The organism is Pseudovibrio flavus (genome assembly GCF_009711345.1).
GTDB lineage: Bacteria > Pseudomonadota > Alphaproteobacteria > Rhizobiales > Stappiaceae > Pseudovibrio > Pseudovibrio flavus.
Window position 1 is genome coordinate 283,409 of the sequence record NZ_SMMA01000063.1, and the last position, 22,660, is coordinate 306,068.

21 protein-coding genes are annotated in these 22,660 nt (G+C 51.0%); 14 read left to right on the forward strand and 7 right to left on the reverse strand.

The genetic code is table 11. The annotated features are described in order from the left end of the window. Positions 1-89: 89 nt before the first annotated feature. Genes E1162_RS13140 through E1162_RS13155 form a run of 4 tightly spaced genes read left to right on the forward strand, consistent with a single transcriptional unit; the run spans position 90 to position 3,446 of the window. The gene (locus tag E1162_RS13140) at positions 90-761 is read left to right on the forward strand and encodes a GntR family transcriptional regulator (RefSeq protein WP_155131717.1); all 672 of its coding nucleotides are present in this window, start codon (positions 90-92) and stop codon (positions 759-761) included. Positions 762-784: 23 nt separating this feature from the next. After that, on the forward strand, positions 785-1,795 hold the full coding sequence (locus E1162_RS13145) for an ABC transporter substrate-binding protein (RefSeq protein ID WP_155131720.1): 1,011 nt from the start codon (positions 785-787) through the stop codon (positions 1,793-1,795). A 60-nt stretch (positions 1,796-1,855) separates the two neighbouring features. Then, positions 1,856-2,623 (forward strand): ABC transporter ATP-binding protein, encoded by a 768-nt coding sequence (locus E1162_RS13150; protein ID WP_155131723.1) that lies wholly within the window; start codon positions 1,856-1,858, stop codon positions 2,621-2,623. After that, entirely contained in the window at positions 2,616-3,446 is an 831-nt protein-coding gene (locus E1162_RS13155; RefSeq protein ID WP_155131726.1) for an ABC transporter permease, read from the forward strand. Before E1162_RS13150 ends, E1162_RS13155 begins: the two co-directional genes overlap by 8 nt. A 179-nt stretch (positions 3,447-3,625) precedes the next feature. Here E1162_RS13155 and E1162_RS13160 read toward each other — a convergent pair whose 3' ends face one another. The 3 genes from E1162_RS13160 to E1162_RS13170 all read right to left on the reverse strand — a co-directional run bounded on the left by E1162_RS13160 (position 3,626) and on the right by E1162_RS13170 (position 6,429). Then, positions 3,626-4,903 (reverse strand): TRAP transporter large permease, encoded by a 1,278-nt coding sequence (locus E1162_RS13160; protein ID WP_155131729.1) that lies wholly within the window; start codon positions 4,901-4,903, stop codon positions 3,626-3,628. Then, positions 4,900-5,388: a TRAP transporter small permease gene (locus E1162_RS13165; protein WP_155131732.1), complete on the reverse strand. Its 489-nt coding sequence runs from the start codon at positions 5,386-5,388 to the stop codon at positions 4,900-4,902. The genes E1162_RS13160 and E1162_RS13165 overlap by 4 nt, the downstream gene beginning before the upstream one ends. Before the next feature lie 63 nt (positions 5,389-5,451). Further along, positions 5,452-6,429 (reverse strand): C4-dicarboxylate TRAP transporter substrate-binding protein, encoded by a 978-nt coding sequence (locus E1162_RS13170; protein WP_155131735.1) that lies wholly within the window; start codon positions 6,427-6,429, stop codon positions 5,452-5,454. Positions 6,430-6,685: 256 nt separating this feature from the next. Between E1162_RS13170 and E1162_RS13175 the strand changes: the two genes are divergently transcribed. The 10 genes from E1162_RS13175 (at position 6,686) to E1162_RS13220 (ending at position 19,040) form a co-directional block, all read left to right on the forward strand. Continuing rightward, entirely contained in the window at positions 6,686-7,408 is a 723-nt protein-coding gene (locus E1162_RS13175; protein ID WP_257098965.1) for a GntR family transcriptional regulator, read from the forward strand. A 59-nt stretch (positions 7,409-7,467) separates the two neighbouring features. Further along, complete coding sequence (locus tag E1162_RS13180; RefSeq protein ID WP_155131741.1) at positions 7,468-8,433, forward strand: alpha/beta hydrolase; 966 nt, start codon at positions 7,468-7,470, stop codon at positions 8,431-8,433. A 200-nt stretch (positions 8,434-8,633) separates the two neighbouring features. Continuing rightward, positions 8,634-9,008 (forward strand): DUF1801 domain-containing protein, encoded by a 375-nt coding sequence (locus tag E1162_RS13185; protein ID WP_155131744.1) that lies wholly within the window; start codon positions 8,634-8,636, stop codon positions 9,006-9,008. Between the two features lie 265 nt (positions 9,009-9,273). Further along, entirely contained in the window at positions 9,274-10,329 is a 1,056-nt protein-coding gene (locus tag E1162_RS13190) for an NAD(P)-dependent alcohol dehydrogenase (RefSeq protein WP_155131747.1), read from the forward strand. A gap of 304 nt (positions 10,330-10,633) precedes the next feature. Next, a complete protein-coding gene (locus E1162_RS13195; protein ID WP_155131750.1) occupies positions 10,634-11,758 on the forward strand; it encodes an efflux RND transporter periplasmic adaptor subunit in 1,125 nt (374 codons plus the stop codon). Further along, positions 11,755-14,904, forward strand: coding sequence for an efflux RND transporter permease subunit (locus E1162_RS13200; protein WP_155131753.1), 3,150 nt, complete (start codon positions 11,755-11,757; stop codon positions 14,902-14,904). Before E1162_RS13195 ends, E1162_RS13200 begins: the two co-directional genes overlap by 4 nt. 356 nt (positions 14,905-15,260) lie before the next feature. After that, positions 15,261-16,025, forward strand: coding sequence for a glycosyltransferase family 2 protein (locus E1162_RS13205; RefSeq protein ID WP_155131756.1), 765 nt, complete (start codon positions 15,261-15,263; stop codon positions 16,023-16,025). A 45-nt stretch (positions 16,026-16,070) separates the two neighbouring features. Next, on the forward strand, positions 16,071-16,907 hold the full coding sequence (locus E1162_RS13210; RefSeq protein ID WP_155131759.1) for a glycosyltransferase family 2 protein: 837 nt from the start codon (positions 16,071-16,073) through the stop codon (positions 16,905-16,907). 114 nt (positions 16,908-17,021) lie between these two features. Next, positions 17,022-18,083, forward strand: coding sequence for a glycosyltransferase family 4 protein (locus tag E1162_RS13215; RefSeq protein WP_155131762.1), 1,062 nt, complete (start codon positions 17,022-17,024; stop codon positions 18,081-18,083). Next, positions 18,084-19,040 carry a glycosyltransferase family 2 protein gene (locus E1162_RS13220; protein WP_155131765.1) on the forward strand — a complete coding sequence of 319 codons (957 nt, stop codon included), beginning with the start codon at positions 18,084-18,086 and terminating at the stop codon, positions 19,038-19,040. A gap of 19 nt (positions 19,041-19,059) precedes the next feature. Here the strand turns inward: E1162_RS13220 and E1162_RS13225 are convergent, their stop codons facing one another. The 4 genes from E1162_RS13225 to E1162_RS13240 form a co-directional block, all read right to left on the reverse strand. Then, a complete protein-coding gene (locus E1162_RS13225) occupies positions 19,060-20,178 on the reverse strand; it encodes a hypothetical protein (protein ID WP_155131768.1) in 1,119 nt (372 codons plus the stop codon). 46 nt (positions 20,179-20,224) lie between these two features. Continuing rightward, positions 20,225-20,623 carry a RidA family protein gene (locus E1162_RS13230; protein ID WP_155131771.1) on the reverse strand — a complete coding sequence of 133 codons (399 nt, stop codon included), beginning with the start codon at positions 20,621-20,623 and terminating at the stop codon, positions 20,225-20,227. A 10-nt stretch (positions 20,624-20,633) separates the two neighbouring features. Then, positions 20,634-21,839 carry a mandelate racemase/muconate lactonizing enzyme family protein gene (locus E1162_RS13235; protein WP_155131774.1) on the reverse strand — a complete coding sequence of 402 codons (1,206 nt, stop codon included), beginning with the start codon at positions 21,837-21,839 and terminating at the stop codon, positions 20,634-20,636. Positions 21,840-21,948: 109 nt separating this feature from the next. Next, positions 21,949-22,660, reverse strand: a 712-nt coding sequence (locus tag E1162_RS13240) for an IlvD/Edd family dehydratase (RefSeq protein WP_257098969.1), incomplete at its 5' end; no start/stop codon positions are given.

Here is a 22,660-nt window from a genome sequence, read left to right on the forward strand (position 1 = left end):
GCGGCATGAGTAACTACGCGTACTTTCAAGTTGACTCTATTCGAAGCGGATGACAAAAAAATCCAACATTTTTCGTTTCAGGGATAATTATGATCTTTCGTCGACAAAGCGAAGAAGATGACACGATTGTCAGCATGCTTGCTTCTGCTTTGCGGCGGGACATCTCGTTCGGGGCGCTTCTTCCAGATCAAAAGCTGAAAATTGCAGAGCTGCGCGCACGGTATGGTGGCTCGAACCATTCTATGCGTGAGACGCTACGCTTGCTGTCAGCGGAGGGGCTGGTAGAATCAACGTCGCAGCGGGGCTTTCGGGTTATGTCGGCCAGCGCTGAAGATGTGCGTGACATCGCTTTGGTGCGTATCGAGATCGAGAAGCTCGCGCTGGCGCTGGCGTTCAAGAACGGCGATGTGGCGTGGGAAGGGCGAGTAATTGCAGCCCATCATGCGCTACAAAAAGCCGAGGAAGCAGTTCGCCAGTCAGCCGATGACCTGAGTGCGCTTGAGTGGGACGAAGCTTGCAGGGCTTTTTCGGCTGCGTTGATTGAGCGCTGCGATAGCCCTCGGCTGATAGACCTCCAACTTAAGCTTTTCAATCAAAGTAGTCGGTTTCGCTTAGCCCAGCTTCGGGAAGGGCAGCTGGACTTTGCATCCAGAAAGGTGCGCCAGCAGGCGCTACTGGATGCTGTGCTAGAGCGCGATGAAGTAGCTGCGCGCGCACTTCTCCAAGAAGAAATTCAGACAGAACTCAGGGCTGAAACGTAATTAGAGATCATCGGGAGGGATACATGATCAAAGTTAATCGTCGTGGTGCACTGGCACTGATGGGTGGAACTATTGCCGGTGCTTTGGCGACGCCTGCATTGGCGCTTAATAGAACCGTAAAAGTGGGCGCGCTTCGGTTCACGTCGCACTCTGGCAACTTCGTTGCGTTTGAGCGTGGTTATTTCGCCGAGGCAGGCCTTAACGTCGAGTTCAAGTTCTTTCAGGCAGCGCAGCCCATGGCTGTCGCAATTGCCAGTGGCGATATCGACTATGCCGTTACAGCAATTTCCGGCGGTCTTATCAACCTTGCAGACAAGGGCGCGATCAAGGTGATCGGCGGCGCACTTTCAGAAGAGCAGGGCATTGACGGGCAGAAATTCCTTGCTTCTGACGCTGCATTTAAGGCGGGTGTAAAAACGCCAAAAGACTTGGCAGGCAAGAAGTATGCTGTGACCCAAGCTGGCTCCTCCTTCCACTACATGGGTGCGAAGATGGCCGCTGCAGAGGGCATTGACCTCTCGTTTACTCCGCTCCAGAAGGTTGGCACAATCATTGGTGCGATGAAGTCCGGTCAGGTGGATGGTTGGTCCATCGTGCCTCACATTGCCAAACCGCTAGCTGGTTCGGGCGCGGTCCACATCATCGGAAATGTGGCCGACTACATCCCGAACTATCAGGTAACCACTGTGTTTACTTCTGCGAAGAACGCAGCCAATGAGCGCAGCATGACAGAGAGCTTCCTCTCCGGCTTTTCTAAGGGCGTTGACGATTATACCGCTGCCATGATCGACGGTTCGGCCAGCAAGGACGAGATGGTAGATCTGATCCATAAATACGTTTATGCGGATCGTCCGCGTGAGAAGGCTGCACCTTCCATCATCAATGGAACAATGCGCTTGAATGCTGGAGCAGCGCTGAACGTGGCCTCTGTGCAGGATCAGCTTAGCTGGTTCCAGTCCGAAGGCCTGGTTAAAGCAGATATTCCATTGGATGCGCTGGTTGATACCTCCTACGTGGAAACCATCGACAAGTAATAGTGTTGCTTTGCAAGGCGATTTTGACGTCGCCTTGCTACGCTTTTCATTGGAAACCTAATGGATATTCGACTGGACGGCATTGGCCATTCCTACGGCGATGTCGAAGTACTAAAAGACATTTCTCTCGATATTTCCTCTGGCCAGATTGTATGCATCGTTGGCCCGTCTGGGTGTGGTAAATCAACGTTACTTCGCTTTTTGGGCGGGTTAGAGCGCCCGAAAACCGGCGAAGTTTTGCAGATAGGCTCTCCGCCGGAAGGCAGCCTCAACCCGCTGACCTATGTCTTTCAGGATTTCGCACTGTTGCCGTGGCGTACTGTTAAGGGTAACGTTTCTCTTGTTCTTGAGGGCCATGGTCTGCGCACGGATCAATCCTCCGCGATTATCGACGATGTTCTGGCTCGCACCAAGCTAACGGAGTTTGCAGATGCATTGCCGAAGCAGCTTTCCGGCGGCATGAAGCAGCGCGTCGCGATTGCAAGAGCGCTTGCCGTTAATCCCGCCGTGATGTTGATGGACGAACCGCTCAGCGCATTAGATAGCCAAACGCGCGAACTGCTGATGGATGATCTGGTAGATCTGTGGTCGCGCCAACCATTCACGGCGGTATACGTCACCCATAATTTGGCTGAGGCTGTAAGGCTGGGTCACCGCGTGGTGGTTCTATCCAGACGTCCGGGCAAAATTCGCGAAATCGTCGAGATCGACAAACATTTGAATGCGCGAGAGTTTGGCGATGCTGATTTGGACGCACACCAAAAGCACTTATGGCGATTGATGCGGGATGAAGCGCGTGCCGCAGATGCGGAGCTTCTTCATGCTTAATAAGAATTCCAATGGCAGCGGTGTACAGAAAGAGACACAGGGGCGCAGCGTAACCTTTCGCGGTGGTGGGTTTTCGCCTAAACCTCGTCGTTGGATTGGCCCCGTCGTCTTCCTATTCCTCATTGTTATAGCTGAATGGGGCACTCGGGCTGGTTGGATATCTGCTCTGACAATGCCGAGGCCATCAGATGTATTCGTCACCTTTCAGCAATTGTATGAGAGCGGTTTGCTTGCCAAGCATTTAGGCCCTTCACTGAGCAGACTGGTTGTGGGCGCAGCTATTGGAGTCAGCATCGGCATTGGCGTGGGCGTGTTGATTGGGCTGTTCTCTTATATCCGGTCCGGAATGGTCCCGTTGATTGCTGCCATCTTTCCTATTCCCAAAATTGCGCTCCTGCCGCTTTTTGTCATCTGGTTCGGCATTGGTGAGGGCTCAAAGTATGCGCTGATCGCTTTTGGTACATTTACGCCAACTGTAGTGGCCACCTATGGGGCGGTAGATAATGTGGACCGCTCGCTTATCCGCATGGGCCAAAGTTTTGGCCTCTCGTGGTGGTCAATCGTCAGGAAGATTGTGCTTCCGGGAGCTATGCCCGGCATTCTCTCCGGTCTTCGCATCAGCCTTGCCATTGCAATCATTCTGTTGGTCGCGGCTGAAATGCTTGGGGCCGAGTACGGTATTGGCGCTTATATTCTGGAGGCAGGTTCGCTCTACGATCTTGAGCGGCTGTTTGCGGGTGTGGTGATCCTGTCTCTTCTTGGAGTAATCGTCAGTACGCTGATTGGCTTGATTGAACGCTACATGCTTGATTGGCGTTCTTAGATACTTCGAAAATTGGAAAACGTTTCGTATTGATGTTCCATAATTCACATTCTGCGTAATATGGTGTTGGCTACACTTGGTCCGCCTGATTTGCCTGTTATGTAAAAATGGGAGCGGTCTAAGATCGCTCCCATTCTTGTTTTTTGCTCCGGCCGCGCGTGTTTCTTTGTATTAAGCGTCTAGAACAGCATGTTCGGTAGGAAGAGCGCCACCTGCGGGAAGAATGCGATGAAGACGATCAACGCAAAAATCGCGAGAATGAACGGGATGGATTCCCGAATGTATTCTTCGGTTGGGCACTTGAGGATACCGCAAACCGTATACATCGCTACGCCAACCGGTGGTGTCATGGAACCCATGGTGACCGTGGTCATCATCAAGATACCGAAGTGAACCGGATCTACGCCCATCTTGGTAATTACTGGAACGAAGATCGGTGTCAGCAGCAGAACCAGTACCGTCGATTCCACAAACATTCCGCAGATAGCCAAGAAAACCAGAATGAGGAATGTGATCAGCATCGGGCTTTCAGAAACACCCAACACTAGTGCTGACAAGCTCTGTGGTACTTGCTCAAATACGATCGCATATCCAAGCATGGAAGAAAGCATGATGATAAGCATAATCATGCCAATGTCAGAAACTGACTGTTCGGTTACCTTCCACACATCGGCCCATGTCAACTCGTTATAAACGAGGAAACCAACAACCAACGCGTAAAGTACTGCGAATGCACCTGCTTCAGATGGTGTGAAGATACCAAAGCGGATACCGCCGATCAGGAAGATCGGGAACAAAAGCGCCCACTTTGCTTCGTTCATTTTCACCATAACTTCTTTGAAGCTAGGCGGGCTTTGAAGCTCTGCTTTGTAGCCTCGACGGCGAGCAACAATGTAGGTGGTACCCATGAGGAATACCGCCATCAAAAGGCCTGGAATAATACCTGCCAGGAAAAGGCGGCCAATAGAAACGCTGCCCACAAAGCCATAGAGGATCAAGCCGATAGACGGTGGAATGGTCGCGCAGATCAGGGACGAGAAGGCAATCGCGCAGCCGGTAAAGCCTTTAGAGAAGCCGCGCTCCAACATGGACGGGCCGAGGATACGTGCCTGCATCGCAGAGTCAGCAACTGCCGAGCCGGAAATGCCGCCCATAAGAGCAGATAGTGCGATGGTAACCTGTGCAAGGCCACCTGCCATCCAGCCGGTGCATACAATAGCAAAGCCGATTAGGCGCTTGGTGATGCCCGTGGCATTCATCAAGTTACCGGCAAGAACGAAGAACGGAACGGCCAGAAGTGGAAACGACTGGGAAGCTGCTGCAATTCGCTGAATAGCGATGTTGGTTGGTACAAACTCAGAGGTGAGGAAGAACGTGAAGCTTGCGATACCAATTGCAAATGCGACCGGCATACCAAGCAGCAGAAACACCGCAAACGCGGCGAGGATTAGCATCATAGCACTTCCTCCGGCGGGAGTTCTTGCGCGATTGGCTCATCGCGAAGTGTTTTTATGAGATTAACGACGGAGGTAACGGCAAGCATGGCGCAGCCCACTGGTACAGCAGCGGTCACCCAAGCATAGCTCATATCGGTATCAGAGAAGCGGCGTTCCACGTTCATAGCAGTGAGGTCGTAGCCAAGCTTCACCAAATAAAGAAGGAACGCGATGATTGTCAGAGAAAAGACTACGCTAATGGCTTTTTGAAGCCCCTTTGGCAGGCGAAGGATAAAGAAGTCTACCCCTATGTGCTCTCCTCGGCGGAGTGCTTGGTTAGCCCCAAAAAAGCAAACCCAGATGAAAAGAAGCTGGGCCATATCTACCGACCAGATAATCGGGTGGCCAAACCAGCGCGCAAGTGATGCTACAACCACCAGCACAACACAGCCGCTTAGCAGGACTTTTGAAAAAGCCTGCTCGGCCTTGATTAATTTTTCTAGCATTCTGCAAGACCTGCAAACGTAAAAAAGGGGCACAGGAAACTACCTGTGCCCCGAAGTTGTTACTTACTTTGCGAGAACGTCGTTTACCTGCTTACGTAGGTCTTCGAGGCCAAGCTGAGCAAATACAGGTTCAGTTGCTTCTTTGAAGATTGCAGTATCAACTTCGTCGATGATCAGACCTTTTTCTGCAAGCTGCTTCATAGCTTTTTCCTGCAGTTCAAGGGTAACCTGAGTTGCAACGTCACCAGCGCGCAGAGCTTCTTCACGAACGACAGTCTTGTATTCTGCTGGCAGGGTGTTGAACCATGCGTCGCCAGTTACCAGGCCGGTAATCAGGAAGAAGTGACCGGTTTTAGTGTAGTGGGTTGCAACTTCGAAGAGGCTGGAGTCGTGAATGGATGGGGACTGTGCTTCAGCGCCATCAATAACGCCCTGCTGCAGTGCCGGGTAAACTTCAGGCCAGCCCATTGGGGTTGGGGTTGCACCCATCAGGCGAACGGATTCCATAAAGATTGGAGCGCCGATGGTGCGGGTACGTACGCCAGCAAGGTCTGCCGGAGTTTTGATTGGCTTTTTGGTCAGGAAGTGACGTTCACCCTGATACCAGTTGAAGCCCAGAATGCGGTGACCAGAAGCGCCTGCAAGCTTATCAGACCAGCCGTTGAACAGATCGGAAGTCACGACCTTGTTCATGTCTTCAACGGAAGTAATGAGGAAAGGTGCGCTGAGAATTGCAAGTTCAGGTGCAAATTCTGCCAGACGACCACCGTCTACAACCACTGCTGTGTTTGCGCCAGCGCGTGCCTGCTCAAGAATATCTTCGTCGTTACCCAGCTGGGAGTTTGCGAAAATGCGGACTTTGATGTCGCCTTTGGTGCGCTCTTCAACGTTCTTTTTGAACGCTTCAAGACCAAAGTACACTGGGTTGTCGGTGCTCTGAGAAGTACTGACGTTCAGCATATAAGAGCCAGCCAACGCCGCACTGCTAGAAACTGCAAGTGCCACAAGAGAAGCTGCGATGCTCTTGGTGATCAATTTCATATTACTTTCTCCCAAAGTAAATATTTCGCGAAATACCATGATTAATTTCTTACAGAGCCATATTATTTCCCGTAGGCGCTGATTATATTTTGGTATTCGCTACACATCGTCATAATTATTTGATTCATTTGGGATAGATAGTTAGGTGAAATATCTAGTATACTAGATTTGCATTTTTGTCTAAGTATGCGCCATGTCGAAATGATGTGTATTCTTCTGCATCCCTAACCGGGCAACAACAAGTTTTGGAATGAGCATGAAAGCTACCAAGTGGACAAAGAAGCCTCTTGAGCCGAACTGGTTTCGCGCTGAAGAGGAAAAAAGCGTGGCAGACAAGGTCTATGACCAGTTGCGCAGGCAGATTGTTACTCTGCAGCGCCGCCCGCGTGATCCATTGCGGGAAAAGCTTCTCGTTGACGAATTTGGTACTAGCAGAACACCGGTGCGTGAGGCCTGCTTGAGGTTGCAGCGCGATGACCTTGTATGCATCACACCCAAAAGCGGAACGTTCGTCGCTCCGATCTGGATACCTTTGGTACTGGATGCTCATTTTCTTCGAATGGCGGCGGAAACGGCTGTCATCAAAGAATTATCCGTCAAGATTTCAGATGAACAGGTTGCCGAACTGGCCGATATCGTTGAGCGGCAAATCGAAGCGCGCAAGGCGAACGAACTTGCTGTTTTTGGCCGACTTGATGAACTGTTTCACAGCAACCTTTATGAGTTTGCTGGCCATCCCCATGCAAGACGTGCGGTAGAACGGCAGAAGGTCCATTGGGACAGAATTCGTTATGTGGCCATTCCCGACATGCAGCACACGAGCGAAGTCATTCATGACCACAACGCTATTGTGGAGGCGTTGCAAAAGCGCGATCCAGTTTTGGCAGAGCGTGCGGTAGTGGAGCACTTGCGCACCCTGCCCGACTATCTGGAAGGGCTTTCACGTTCTAGACCAGAGCTCTTCGAGACAAAAATGTAAGCCTTTGCCAGTACGAGCAAAATTCAATTTTCAAGAACAACAATAAGCCGGTTATCGATATGGGAAAAATCTTCAAAACTGTAGAGTTGGAACAAGCAGTTATTTCTGAAGCTGCTGAATTTAATGCTGAGCTATACGCGCAGGCCAAGTTGCTGGAAGATCAATGGGGTAAAGCCCCCTCCGCTATCCGAGAGCAAGTCGCGGCCGGTAAGGGGCCGCACAAATTCGCTCCGCGTTCGGAAAGTGCAATCGAGTTCGATATTTCCGGCCCTCATGGTGATATTCCCCTTCGGCTCTTCAAGGCTCCTTCCGGTAAGCCGAATGGCGTTTTTGTTTATTTCCACGGTGGCGGCTTTGTTTTCGGAAATCGCTCGTTCCAAGATCCGCGAATGATGGAAATTGCCGAGCTTGCGAATGTGGATGTGATTGCTGTTGGCTACCGTTTGGCACCAGAATATGCGTATCCAAAAGGTGCCGACGACAGCGAAGCAGCCTGTCGCTGGGTTGTTGAAGAAGGTGCCCGCTCGCATGGCTGGACCCACTTCGTAGTAGGCGGTGATAGCGCAGGTGCAGCCTTTGCTTTGCTAAGCATGATCCGCCTGCGCAGTTGCGGGCTTCAAAGCAAGTTCGATGCAATGGTGCTAAATGCGGGTTGGTATGATGTAAGCCAGTGCGCAAGCATTCGTAACTCGACAAATCGTGAGAGCGTTCCAACACTTCGCGATATGGAAATGTTTGCCGAGCACTATCTTTGCGAAGGTGGTGATGCGACAGATCCGGATGTCTCTCCGATTTACGCTGAACTCTCGGATCTGCCTAGAGCGCTTCTGGTTACCGGAACGCGGGATATCATCATCGATGACACGCTGCTTCTTGCTGGTCGCCTAGAAATGGCTGGTAACGATCTGGAGATCGACGTTTACGAGGGCGGTGAGCACGTCTTCCAGAAGTTCCCAATCGAGATGGCGAGAATCTGTAACAAACGCATCGCTGAATACATTCGTTTGGCAACAGTCTCCGCATAAGTTTTTGGTTAGTGCAGGAGCCCAGCCTCCTGCACTGGCCATTTTTACGAGAAGACGCGCGTGGATTTCAGTCGTCTGGCTCCGAATTTTCCGCGTGCTATCAAAGCAAGTCTGCATAGCTGTTTCCCGCTCTATCAAGCTGCTCTGTTTTCTGCGAGGATTTACCAAGATCAGAGGCCATTTCGTGGTGTGGGGCATAAATGAAAACGGACGTTAAAGAGCTTAGCGCAGACCTTCGAGATCTGCTTCAGCAAGAGCTTGATCGCGTTATTAGCGAAGTTGCGCCTAACGCCAGTAGGCGGGCGATGTATGGCGGCTTTGTTTTCGAGTTGATCCCTCAAACTAGCAAAACAATGGTGTGCGGACATTTTGCCTACAAAGCGCATGTAAGCCTTGAACTCTCCAAGGGCGCCGAACTTGAAGACGCTTTTGGATTTCTGGAAGGCAGTGGAAAGCTCCGCCGTCATATCAAACTCAATAGCCTTGCCGATATTGAAGACAAAAAGGTTGCTGACTATTTGCGTCTAGCCTTTGCTAAAGCGGAAAAAGAGCTTTCGGATATCGTTTCGTCGTAAATGTTATTCGGATCATCTTGTTGATCAGCTCTGTCATTATTAGTTTGTTGATTTATATTTTGGCTACACATGTATACATCACCTTACGTACAATAAAATTGTAATTAATACTCCAGTGTAAAAGTAAATAAGACAGTTCTTATTTGTGAAAAAGAGTAGCACGATGGTCTTGCATGACCATCGTGGCGAGTGCGCTTCGGGACCTTATTTTGCCCTGCCAGATGGTTGCCAATAACTGTGGCCACAAAATACAGGTAGGTGGGAGATGAAGGGTTTTGCAATGCTCGGCCTGGGTAAAACAGGCTGGATTGAGAAAGATGCTCCGCAGTGCGGTCCGCTCGACGCAATCGTTAGGCCATTGGCCGTATCGCCTTGTACGTCGGATGTTCATACAGTCTGGCAAGGCGCAATTGGTGAACGCCACGACATGATCCTAGGCCATGAGGCTGTTGGCGAAGTTGTCGAAGTCGGCAAACTGGTCAAAGACTTCAAGCCGGGTGATAAAGTCGTCGTTCCTGCCATTACGCCGGACTGGGGTTCGCTTGCAGCTCAAGACGGATTTGCAATGCACTCTGGTGGTGCACTAGCTGGTTGGAAGTTCTCCAACTTCAAAGATGGCGTTTTTGCAGACTTTTTCCATGTAAACGAAGCAGATGCCAATATGGCGCTTCTGGTGGACGATATCGATCCGGTCTATGCGACTTTGCTTTGTGACATGATGCCTACAGGCTTCCATGCTGCTGAGCTTGCGCAGGTCAAGTTCGGCGACAACGTCTGCGTTATTGGTATCGGGCCGGTAGGTCTTTGTGCGGTTCGTGCATCTGTTCTCAGCGGCGCTGCCAATATCTATGCTGTGGGCACTCGTCCAAACTGTGTCGAAGTGGCCAAGCAGTACGGCGCTACTCACATCATTAGCTATAAAGAGGGTTCGATAGCGCAACAGATCCTCGACCTAACCAAGGGCGAAGGCGTTGATAAGGTAATTGTTGCCGGTGGTGATAATGACACCTTTATTGATGCTGTAACCATGCTCAAGCCGGGCGGTATCATCGGCAACGTCAACTATCTTGATGGCGGCGAGTTCGTGCGTATCCCACGTATCGAGTGGGGCGTTGGTATGGGGCATAAGTTCATCCATAGTGGATTGATGCCGGGCGGTCGTCGGCGTGTTGAGCGCCTAATGAGCTTGATCTCCACCGAACGATTTGATCCTAAGCCGCTCATAACGCACAAGTTCGATAAGTTTGAGCAGATCGAAGACGCATTGATGCTTATGAAAGATAAGGTACACGATCTCATCAAGCCGGTTGTCTCGTTCTAACTGATCTGAAACGGAAGGGGCAGTGCAAATGGCACTTGCCCCTTTTTCGCGTCCTTAAACTCGAAGTTTTTTAGGCAAATTTGCGGCAATTTCACGTCATTATACTTATGGGTTTATTTCGCATAGCATGCACCCAAATGTTGAGTGATTATCTCGCGGCCCAAATTTGATCGCCAGTTATTTTATTGGGGGCTCGAATGAGTGAGTTTGATACTTTCAGCCATTAGTGTTTTGAAAGTATTATAGTATTCATCTTTTTAGCTTTTTAAAAATGAAATGGCTTTGGCAAGTATGAGCGTAGATAATGGTTCAATATCGCCGAGCACTTACAGCACTAGCACTAGCTGTTGCTATTCCTTCAAGCATCCTTCATAGCCCTGCTAGCGCTCAGTCTCCAACAAATGCTGCTGCCCCGGGAGTTCTAACTGAGGAAGTTAAGCTCCAAACCTTGGATGCGAACCATGTGTTTTCGGGACGCACGGAAGCTCTGGCACAAGTTAGCCTGATCGCCCGTGTTGGAGGCTTTCTCGAGCCTTTGCAGTTTGTCGAAGGTTCCTTCGTAAAAAGAGGTGCACCTCTTTTCAAAATCGAGCAGGCTCCCTACGAGTTTGCGGTTGCCCAAGCCAAAGCAAACGTCGAGAGCGCTCAAGCTCAGGTAAACCTTGCTCAACTCAACTATGACCGTAAGAAGCAGCTGGTAGAAAAAGACACTATCTCTGTTTCCGAGCTGGACGTCGTTAGAGCAAACCTGAAAGAGGCGAATGCCGCTCTTGCTCTGCGTGAGGCAGAGCTCGCATTGCGTGAGCTGGACCTGAGCTACACTCAAGTAACAGCGCCTATGGATGGCAAGGTAAGCACCTCGCCATATAGAGAAGGTGCATACGTGAACTCTGCCAGTGGTGAGCTGGCAACGATCACATCGCTTGATCCGATCCGTGTTAGTTTCCCGATTTCTCAGGGCCTGATGCCTAATTTCTATGGTGCCGACAGCGCAGCGCTTTCGCCTTACCGTCTACAGCTGCGCCTGACTGATGGCTCCATCTATGAGCATGATGGGTCTTTGGACCACTTCTCCGCAGATGCGAATCCTGCAACAGATAGCGTCACCGCCCGGGCCGTGTTCCCTAACCCTGACCTGCATCTCTTCAATAAGCAGCTGGTAGATATCATCATTTCCCGCAGGGACGCTCCAACCGAAATGATTGTCTCCCAAGCGGCATTGTTGATGGATCAAAGCGGAACCTATGTTTTGAAGGTCAATACTGATGGTGTTGTAGAGAAAGCACCTGTTGCGATTGGTCGTCAGAGCCGTGGTCTCGTTGTGATCAAGTCCGGCCTCACAGAAGGTGATCAGGTCGTTGTGGCAGGCAGCCAAAAGGCTCGTCCGGGTACCAAAGTTAATCCTACACTGGTGGGTCATAACCAATGATTTATGACGTCTTTATCAGGCGTCCGCGTTTGGCGATGGTTGTATCCATCGTCATCGTGGTTCTTGGTCTGATCGCTATCTCCGTCATTCCCGTCTCGCAGTATCCAGAGATTGCTCCTCCAACTGTAAACGTGTCTGCCGTTTATATCGGCGCTGATGCGGAAACGGTGGAAGAGAGTGTCGCTCAGCCTATTGAAGGCGCGGTGAACGGCGTTGACGGTATGCGCTATATGCAGTCCGCGTCATCCAGCGATGGCTCGTATTCCCTCACTCTCTATTTCGACTTGAACACAGATCCGGATATTGCCGCCGTTAATGTGCAAAACCGTATCTCCAAGGTTGAAAGCAAGTTGCCACTGGAAGTGCGAACCCAAGGCGTTAGCGTTACCAAAAAGTCCGGTGACATGCTGAACGGCTTTGTCTTCTATTCGCCGGGCGCGAAGATGGATATCCTTGATGTTTCCAGCTATGTGAACATCAACGTTATCGACGAGTTGAAGCGTATTGATGGTGTTGGCGATGCCATGGTGTATGGCGCTAATAACTATTCCATGCGCATCTGGCTCAAGCCGGACCGCTTGCGGGCCTTAAACCTTACCGCCACAGATGTTGCGAATGCTGTAAGTTCCCAAAATACTCAGGCCGCTGTTGGCCGTGTGGGCGCCGCGCCGCTTCTTGACGACCAGATGTTGCAGCTTACTGTGACTGCGCAAGGCCGTTTGGCGAGCGCTGAAGAGTTCGGCAATATCGTTCTGCGCGCGGGCCTCGATGGCTCTGTTGTTCGTTTAAGAGACGTTGCCAAGGTAGAACTTGCCTCTGAATCCTACGATTGGAGATCGCTCTATAACGGTGAAGATTCGGTTATGGTGGCAATCAACCTGTCACCGGGGGCAAATTCTGTTGCGGTTTCTGAAGCTGTTGTTGAGCGTCTTGAAGTGCTTTCCGAGCGCTTTCCAGAGGAACTCACATATAAGGCGAGTTTTGATACATCTTTGTTTGTAAACGAGATGATCAAGAAGGTTGTAATGACCTTGCTTGAAGCCTTCGCCCTCGTGACGGTTGTGGTCTATGTGTTCCTCGGCCGCCTTAGAGCAACCATCATCCCGCTCATTGCGGTTCCGGTTTCTATTATCGGTGCGATGGCCATTGCCTATGCCTTCGGCTTCTCGGCCAATACGATTTCGTTGCTCGCCTTGGTGCTTGCGATCGGTATCGTAGTGGATGATGCGATCATCGTTGTAGAGAACGTTGAACGCGTAATGCACGAGAACCCTTCGCTTACTCCAATGGAGGCAACGTCCAAAGCAGTTGGCGAGATTGCAGGTCCGGTTATTGCAATTACGCTCGTATTGCTTTCGGTATTCGTACCTGTTGCATTCCTACCGGGTTCTGCTGGTGTTCTCTTCCGCGAGTTCGCGGTTTCCATCTCTGCTGCGATGGTCCTTTCTGCCATCAACGCGCTAACGCTCTCCCCTGCCCTTTGTGCTTTGTTTATGACCAAAGGCAAAAGCAGTGGGGTGATGTTTAGAATTTCGCGTGCAATCGATGCGCTTGGCAACAAGTATGCCGCGATTGTACGTGCAACAATCAAGTACTCTGCCTTCTCCATTCCGGTGGTTGTAGGCTTTGCGGTTCTTTCTGCCTTTATCATTCAGAAGACGCCAGACGGCTTCGTTCCGGATGACGACAAGGGCTTTGCAATGGTTCTGGTAAACTTGCCAGCCGGTGCTTCCCTTAACAGAACCGAAGAGGCTCTTGCAAAAGCTGCGGCTATCATCAGTGACGATATGGCCGTTGCTTCTACCACCGAAATTGCAGGTTTCGACATGCTTACCGGTGGTGGTGCTTCATCTAACGCCGGTGCTATTTTCGTAGAGCTTCTGCCGTACGAGCAGCGTACAGACCCAGAGTATTCTTCGTTCGCGTTCGTTGGGCGTATGTACCATGCGCTTTCGCAAATTCCGGATGCGAACTACTTCCCTGTTAACCCGCCTGCGATTATGGGTTTGGGTGCAGTTGGTGGTTTTGAATACATTCTGGAAGCTCTCGAAGGTCAGGACCCTGAAGAACTTGAACGCGTATCTCGCGGCATGATGGTAGCGGCAAGCCAAACCCCTGCTCTTTCAAGCTTCTTTACTGCATTTAACGCAAGTACGCCTCAGGTTGAGGTTAAGCTTGATCGTGACCGTGCGCAGGTTCTTGGTCTTAATATTTCGGAGATCTACAACACCCTTCAGGCCACTCTTGGCGGTGCTTACATCAACGACTTCAACCTCTATGGACGTACATGGACAGTACGCATGCAGGCGGAAGAAGAGTACCGCGCGGAGATGGAAGATGTTGCCAACGTCAAGGTTCGTTCCAAAACCAATGACATGGTGGATCTGAACAGCGTTGTCACCACCGAGATGACGCAGGGCGCAGCAACGATCACACGCTTCAACAACTATAGAACCGTGAAGTTCAACGGTACAGCAGCTCCAGGTGTTGGCTTGGGTTCTGCGATGACCGCAGTGGAAGAGGTTTCGGAAAAAACTCTTCCAGATGGTTATGCCTATGAGTGGACCGGTGTTGCATTGGAACAGAAACAGTCAGCAGGTCAGACTACAACAATGCTCGGTTTGGCATTCTTGTTTGCCTACCTGTTCCTTGTTGCCCTTTATGAAAGCTGGAACACTCCAATTCCGGTTCTTCTTTCCGTGCTGCCGTCCATCGCGGGCGCGGTAGGTAGCTTGTGGCTGTTTGGGCTATCGTTCGACCTTTACGCGCAGATTGGTCTTATCATTCTGATCGCGCTTGCCGGTAAGAACGCGATTTTGATGAACGACTTCTCCCTTGCTCAGCGAATTCAAGGCAAATCCTTGCTGGAATCTGCTGTTGAAGGTGCCCGTCTTCGTTTCCGTCCGGTGATGATGACCTCTCTGGCATTTGCTGCAGGTCTGGTACCGCTGGCGCGTTCTACCGGTGCTGGTGCGGAGTCTATGGTCGCTGTAGGTATTCCGGTTCTCTCCGGTATGGTGGTGTCGTTCACCGTCGGTATCTTCCTTATTCCGACGCTCTACACTGTGTTCCAGTGGCTGCGCGAAAAGGGCGGCTGGACGGTGGAAAAGGGCCGCCGACAAAAGGGTTATGACCCGATTGGATAAGATGATCTGAGGTAACGCGACAAGACAAAGAAAGGGCCGGAAGAGTTTCTTCCGGCCCTTTTTACTAGAATGCCCGCTCAAAGCATAATTGCGAGCGGTAACGATCGATCAGAAAGACAAATCCTGAGCAGGTTTTGAAGAGATCTCAAAGGCGCCTTTTCTGTTTTTCTAGTGCCGTAATGAAATTTCTATGGATTTAGAAAAGAGTTTGTCTCCCAAAAAGCAAGAAAGAGGAACTGCCTTGCACAAACTCACTAAACCATCCTAAAAAATGGAATAAAATGTCACAATTGCCCTAGGGAAGGCGCAATTTTGTAGCTTAATGCGTTCAATAATAAAAACAAGAAACGCATTTTATGGTTCCCGTCTCAGCCTTCATCATTTGCAAGAATGAAGAGGATCGTATCCTCGCAGCTATTCACAGTGTCATCGACTGGGTTGATGAAGTGATCGTCGTCGACTCTGGTTCTACAGACCGGACAGTGGAGCTTGCCAAACAAGCCGGGGCAAAAGTCTTCTTCAATCAGTGGGATGGATACGGCAAGCAGAAACGATTTGCTGAAGATTGCTGCAAAAATCAGTGGTTATTCAATCTGGATTCGGATGAAGAAGTTTCGCAGGATCTAGCAAAAGAGATGGCGGCTTTATTTGATCCGCTGCCCTCAAAGGACATCTACTCGGTTCATATTCAAGATGTCTTTCAGCATGAAAAGGTCGCGAAACCTTGGGCCTACGGGTACTGGCAGTACCGGTTGTACAATCGCGAAAAAGGCCGGTTCTCGGCGTCTCCAGTTCATGACACTGTCAGGCCGGAGCCTAACGCAACAATCGGCAAGTTGCATGGCAAGGTTTATCACCGCTCGCAGCGTTCGATCACTTTCTTCGTAGAGAAGTTCAATCGGTATTCGGACATGCAGGTCAAGGATATGGAAGCGCACGGCCGCAAGATGTCGCGTCTTCGGTTGCTGACTGAATTTCCCGTTGCGTTCTTCAAAAGCTACTTTATTCGGCGTGGTTTTTTGTATGGCTGGTGGGGATTGGTGAACGCTCAAAACTACGCCTATTCCCGCTTCGTTCGCGCCGCCAAGTACTACGAGAAAGAGCTGGGAAAACACTCGTAAATACACATCAACGTTTGGGCGGAAAGGAAACAAAAGCAGAGGACTATGTCTGATTTGGATTTATCTTCAAAAGTAACGGTGGTCGTGAAAACCTTTGAACGTCCGGATATGATTAGCCGATGCGTTGCGAGTGTTCGTAGGTTACATCCGACCCTGCCGATTATTATTGCAGACGATAGTGAGCAGCCGACACTCTTTGACGGTGACCAGCATACCTGTGTGTTAGAGTTGCCGTTTGACACGGGGATTTCTGCAGGACGAAACCGTGCAATTGAACTCGTAACAACGCCCTACTACATTCTAATTGATGATGATCATGTCTTCGAAAAGGACGCAAACATCGAGAGTATCATCCGGTTGATGGATGAAAATCCGTTTGATGTAGTCGCGTTTAGAATGCTCGATTACCGTCACTCCAAGGGGTACTGCCGCGGCGAGCTTTTGTTTGCTGGAAACCTTGATACCGACGGAGGTGTATTACGTCATACCTGCGGTAACAGTAAAGGTTGGTATTGCGATCATCCGCTCTACGATATTGTGCTCAACTGCTACGTCGGGCGCACTAGCAACACCGAGCGCCTGAAGTTTGATGAAGCAATCAAGATTGGTAAGGAGCATGGCGACTACTTCTTGTCAGCCAAAGAACTTGGCTACAAGGTAACGGTTGCCAATAACGCCTATATCCACCACAGGCCAGTCTATACCCAGCACTACAGGCAGTTCCGCAGGCGCTCCGACATTTACAAGCAGTACTTCTATAAAAAATGGAACCTGCATGGTGAAGAATGCATTGGTGGTGGATACCCCCGTTTCAGTTCGCTTCGTTATCTGCCTCAAAAGCTGGGCTACTTTGGCCGCCAAGCTGCGAAACTTCTCGGTTAGTGCGTCTTAACGCAAAAACCAGAATGGTCTGATGCTGCCCTATCGCGGCCATGTTTGTACGCCCCAAATAAACAACCGCAATCCCAGCGATTAGCTACAATAAGAAGAATAAGTATGAAAGTAGCCGTCGTTCTTCCGCGCGGGATGAATTTCTCCGCTGTGGGAGCAACCTCTATTGATTTGGTAACGCGTGACCTTATCGAAAACAGTAGCTACAAGGCCAACTGTTTGGTCATCGGCGAAGCCGTTCCTGATCCGTTTAAGGCGCTGAATTTCAAAGGCATTGAAGCAAAGTCGCAGAAACAGTTTGATCGCCAGTGCATTAAGGCGCTCAAAGAATTTGAGCCTAAAGTTATCGTCGTTCATCAGTATCCGGAAACAGCGAATACAATTGCCAAGTCCTTTGAAGGAACCAAGGTCGTTCTTTATCGCCACGGCCTTTTGAAAAAGAGATCAGGAAAAATTGATCGCTTCTTCAAAGGGTTGGTTTTCAAGCACCTGTCACACATCGTCTTTGTTAGTGAGTTTATTCGTCAGCAGTTCTTGGAGGACTACCCATCCCTCACTGGCCGTACTTTGGTGATCAACAACGCTGTCGATGTTGAGTTCTGGCGACCGGCGGAGATTAAGAGCAATACTGCCGTTTATGTTGGTCGTTGCAGGCGGGACAAAGGCATTTTCGAGCTAGTGGAAGGCTTTAAAAAAGTCGAGATCTCCGGCTGGAAATTGCAGCTTGTAGTGGCGGTGCAGACGGACGAAGAAAAAGCGCTCTTCAAGATATTGTCACAGGCAGTGGAGGGAGAACCCTCTATTTCCATCAGCAAAAACCTTAGTTCAGATGCGGTTCGGGACGTGTTGGCTGAGGCGAAAATTGCGGTGCTTCCCTCCATTGTTCGCGAGGGTTTCCCCCGCGCTGTTGTGGAGGCGATGGCTTGCGGCTGCGCAGTGATCGCGACTAATCGGGGCGGAACGCCGGAGGCAGCCGGAGATTGTGCAATCCTGCTTGATGAGCCAACACCTTCCGTCATAGCTAAAGCCCTACAAGAGCTATCGGCCAATGAAGCCCACTTGGCGGAACTTGCTGAAGCCGGACGAGAGCGCATCGCTACCAAACTTCGCATTCAAACCATAGCCAAAGACTACGATCAGTTTCTGGCGGAGTTGGCGGGGGTGTGAATGGCAGACCTTCGTATCTCCGTTGTTATTCCAGTCAAGAATGGTGAGGCAACCATCGCATCTGCGCTGGATAGCGTGCTAATCCAAACTCACGTGCCTGCTGAGGTCATCGTCGTTGATGATGGGTCAACCGATAGTACGCCGCAGATACTTGAAGCTTATAGTGACAAGTACCCGCAAGTGCGCAGAGTTGTAGCGACTGGCTCTGGTATTAGCGATGCCCTCAATCAAGGTATTGCAGAGGCGAGTGGAGATCTAATCGCCAGAATGGATGGTGATGACCTTTGCTTCCCTGAGCGCTTCGAAAAGCAGTTAAAGGAATTTGAAAAGCGCCCTGACCTCGTGCTTCTTGGTAGCTTTGTTGAGACCTTCACCCACGATGAAGATGCAGGAAACAAAGAACAAAATACAACCGGCTCCAGTGCTATCAAAGCACGGCTCCCTTACACGCCAGTGTTTGCTCATCCCTCAATCATGATGCGGCGAGAAGCCGTAGATCAAATCGGGGGGTACAGAAAACTATTCGACGGTGCCGAGGATCACGATTTGTACCTGCGCCTTTCTAAGGTTGGCGAAGTCGACATCCTTCCTCAGTGTCTTCTCCGCTACCGTGTACATGCCGGACAAATCAGTCAGGTGAAGAAGGCCAAGGGCTTATGTGCATCAGTTGGTGCTGCCTACTCGGCAATGTGTGTCGATCGTGGACTAACGGACCGCGCAGTGAATGCTGCCTCGACACAGGAATTGGTGATTGCCTTTTTGAATGAGATTGCCAACGGCGAAATCCCAATTAACAAGCAGTTGTTAAAAGTCGTCACCAGAGCTTTTGCTGGCCTAAGAGAAACAAGCAAAGGCCAGCAAATCGTTAAGCAACTATCGCGAAAAATTGCTGGCTCCCTTATGAAATCCGGGCATCCGCTGCAAGCTTTCAGAATCTATCGGCATGGGCGCAAATAGATCCAATGCCGTAAACGGCTTAGAGTTCCCCATCAAGCTCTCTAAAGCGGTCAATGATCAGCGCCATTTCCCCTTCTCGCAGGGTCATTGGATTTACGAAGACCTGATTAGGATGCTCGGAATTGCACATGATTCGCGGCTCGCCGTTTAGCAGCAGGTCCAGCATCTTTTTCTCGTCGTGAGGGAATGAGACACTTGCCCGTGCCATAGGCTGTCCCGCTTCGTTTGGATAGCAACGTGAAACGCTAAAACAGGTGCCTTCTAGACCAGCTGCAAGAAGGCGGATTTGTTCTTCAGCCCATTCATTGCGCGCATCCCAGTTTAGTTCGACAGCTTCTTTAACCGCGTGGTAGAGGCCAATAATCTCTTCCCTGCCGGTCTTTAGCATGCGGCCAAAGCCGTAGTTGGGAAATCCGACCTCCTGAATTGCGCCAACAAACTCTTGGATTCCGACGATAAGGCCACTGGACTGCGGGCCTTTCAAATCCTTACCGCCAGAAAAGATAGCTGCATCCGCGCCTGCTTGGGTGTATCGCCACAGATTTTCGATAGGTGGTATCTGCGCGGCACAGTCGACGATAAGCGGAACCGCCCGCTCAGAACATATATTCTGCGTATCTTCAAAACTAAGGCCACCTGGAGCCATCCAGCCTCCCTCACCCGCGAAGAAGAAGACAGCGGCGGTCCTATCATTAATCGCCTGCTGTAGGTCGAGTGGTGTCAGCGGTAGAATAATATTCGGGTAACCGATTTGGCGGATTTTTGCGCCAAACTGTTTAACCGCGAAGTCGTAAGGGTTGCGGTGAGCGCCGAAGATAATGACTTCGCTCTGCGCGATTTCTTCAGCCTCTAGGTAGTAGGCGGGCTTACCGAGTTTGCGGGCGACAGCTGTCGCGGTTGCCAGATAAAGGCCGCTTGCAGCACCATTGCAAACGAAGGCCGCTTCGTTGCGCGTAAGCTCTGCGAGCTTTGCGTGCACAACCTTTTGAAGCTGGCGGATCTCGATATGCTGGCTCGCAGCTTGGCGGATCGCCTCCAGAGTGGCGGGGCTCATTCGTGAGCCGCCTATGGCGGTGTAGGTGCCTGCCGCATTGATGAGGGGGCGAAGGCCCAGTTCGTCATAGATATTTGCGGTCATCAGAATAAGCTTCTCACTCTGGAGGGATCTCGCGGTGGCGGGCTGCTTATGGCAGCATAGCCCACATTTCAATTTCTACTTTAAAGGTGGAAAGCAGGCCGGTCTGTACTGCTGTTCTTGCAGGTCTAGGTTCCGGCATAAGCTCGCTGTAAACACTATTAAAGCGTGGCCATTCAGCAAGATCGGTTAGATACACATTCACCTTGAACACATCATCAAAGCTCGCGCCTGCGGTCTTAAGCTGTTCTTCGCAGTTTTGCAGAGTAACGCGCGTTTGCTCTTCAATAGTATCGCCAATCACCTCACCCGCTTTGTTTAGCGGTGCCTGCCCGCTGATAAGCACAAGGCGGGAACCTTCTACGATAATGACAGGAGAATATGGGCCAGCAGTAACGTGCTGGCTGGCTCCTTCTGGCACTGATTTTGTCTTGTTAACGTTCTGCATTGGCCTGCCCTTAAAGATCGCCAGTAATGCGAATGGTTGCATCGTCACGAGTGAAGACCTCTGGCACGAGATCAATGCCCAGACCCGGTGCAGTTGGAACATTGAAGTAACCGTTCTCCAATACAGGCAGACCGGTCATAAGCTGCTGATACCAACCGTAATAGAAGGCGCGAACCATTTCCTGAACCAGCGCGTTAGGAAGGTTGAAGGAAAGATGGACAGCGGCAGTCAAAAGACCCGGACCAGTGCAGTCATGTGGCGCTACTGGCAACTCGTAAGTCTCAGCCATTGTGGCGATTTTCTTCGCCTCGGTAAGACCGCCACACCAGCCGATATCCAGCATACATACGTCTGTTGCTTTCTTCTCGAAGAGTTCGCGGAACGACCAGCGTGTCGCGAGGTTCTCGGAGGCGGTTACCCATGTTTCAGCGCGGCGGGCATATTCAGCCAAAGCGTCGGCATTGGTCATCTTGATTGGGTCTTCCAGCCAGAAGACGTTGTATGGCTTCAAGGCGCGGGCAATCTTTTCTGCCATCGGTAGGTTCCATACGGAGTGAAGCTCCACATGGATATCCATCTTTTCGCCAACGGCCTCACGGATCTGCTTGAACGGACGAAGACCGGCTTCAAGATCCTCAGGCGAAATATAGGTGCCGTTGTGCTTTACTGCGAATTGGTCGAACGGCCAGATTTTCATACCTGTGATGCCCATGTCGAGCAGGCTCTGCGCGAGCGGCCCAGCATCTGTCAGGAAGGCTTCAAGGTCTTCATAGGGCCCTTCAGGCTCGGAAATGGTGGACCAGTCTTCGGTGGTGTTTACCTGTTTGTCACGCACATATTGATAACCGGCGCAGGTGTTATAAACGCGCAGTTTTTCGCGGCTTTTGCCGCCAAGAAGCTGGTGAACCGGAACGCCAAGCGTTTTACCCGCAAGGTCCCAAAGGGCGATATCAACCGCGGAGGCGGCACGCATTTCAGCGCCGGTGGAGTTAAAGCCGCAAACTGGGTTGAGCATCATACGGGAGATGTTGTCGATCTCGCGCGGGTCTTTGCCGATTAGCGATGGCGCGAGCGTTTCGTGCAGGTAACCGCAAACCGCTTCGGTGCCATAAAAGGTTTCGCCTAGACCGTAAACGCCTGTGTCGGCATGAACGCGAATCCACGTAACATTTCGGAATTCGCGCAGATTGATGGATTCGATTGCTTTGATTTTCATGGGTAACTCTGGGAGTGGATGGACCTAAGCGAAGGCCTAAAAGCTATGGTGACTGAGAGGTCGGGCGTGGTGGGCAGGGAGGCAAATGCACCCCTGCCCTGTAGCTCAATTAGTGAGATTCACGCGGGATATCTGCGCCGCGGCAACCAATGAGGAAGTCAAGGTCACAGCCGGTATCTGCCTGCATGACAGTGCGGCGGTAGAGGCCCTGATAACCACCTTCCTTGGAGAAGTCCGGTGCTACCCATTTCTCGCGGCGACGTGCCAGTTCTTCATCAGAAACTTCGAGAATGAGAGAGCGTGCATCAACGTCGAGGCTGATCATGTCACCGGTCTCAACCAGTGCAATGTTACCGCCAGCAGCTGCTTCTGGAGCAGAGTGCAGCACAACGGTGCCGTAGGCTGTACCGCTCATGCGGCCGTCAGAAATACGCACCATGTCCTTGATGCCTTTCTGCAGAACCTTTGGCGGCAGACCCATGTTGCCCACTTCCGCAAAGCCCGGATAGCCCTTAGGGCCAGCGCCTTTGAGAACCATGATACAGGTTTCATCGATATCCAGTTCAGGATCTTCGATGCGAGCCTTGTAATCTTCGATGTCTTCAAAGACGACCGCACGGCCACGATGCTTCATAAGTTCAGGAGAAGCTGCAGATGGCTTGATGATGGAGCCGTTTTCAGCAAGGTTACCGCGCAGAACAGCGATACCGCCGCTTTCAACCAGTGGCTTGTCCCAATCAAGAATAACATCGTCGCCCCAACGCTCAGCGTCCTTGACGTTGTCTTTGACGGAGTTGCCGTTCACGGTGATGATGTCTTCG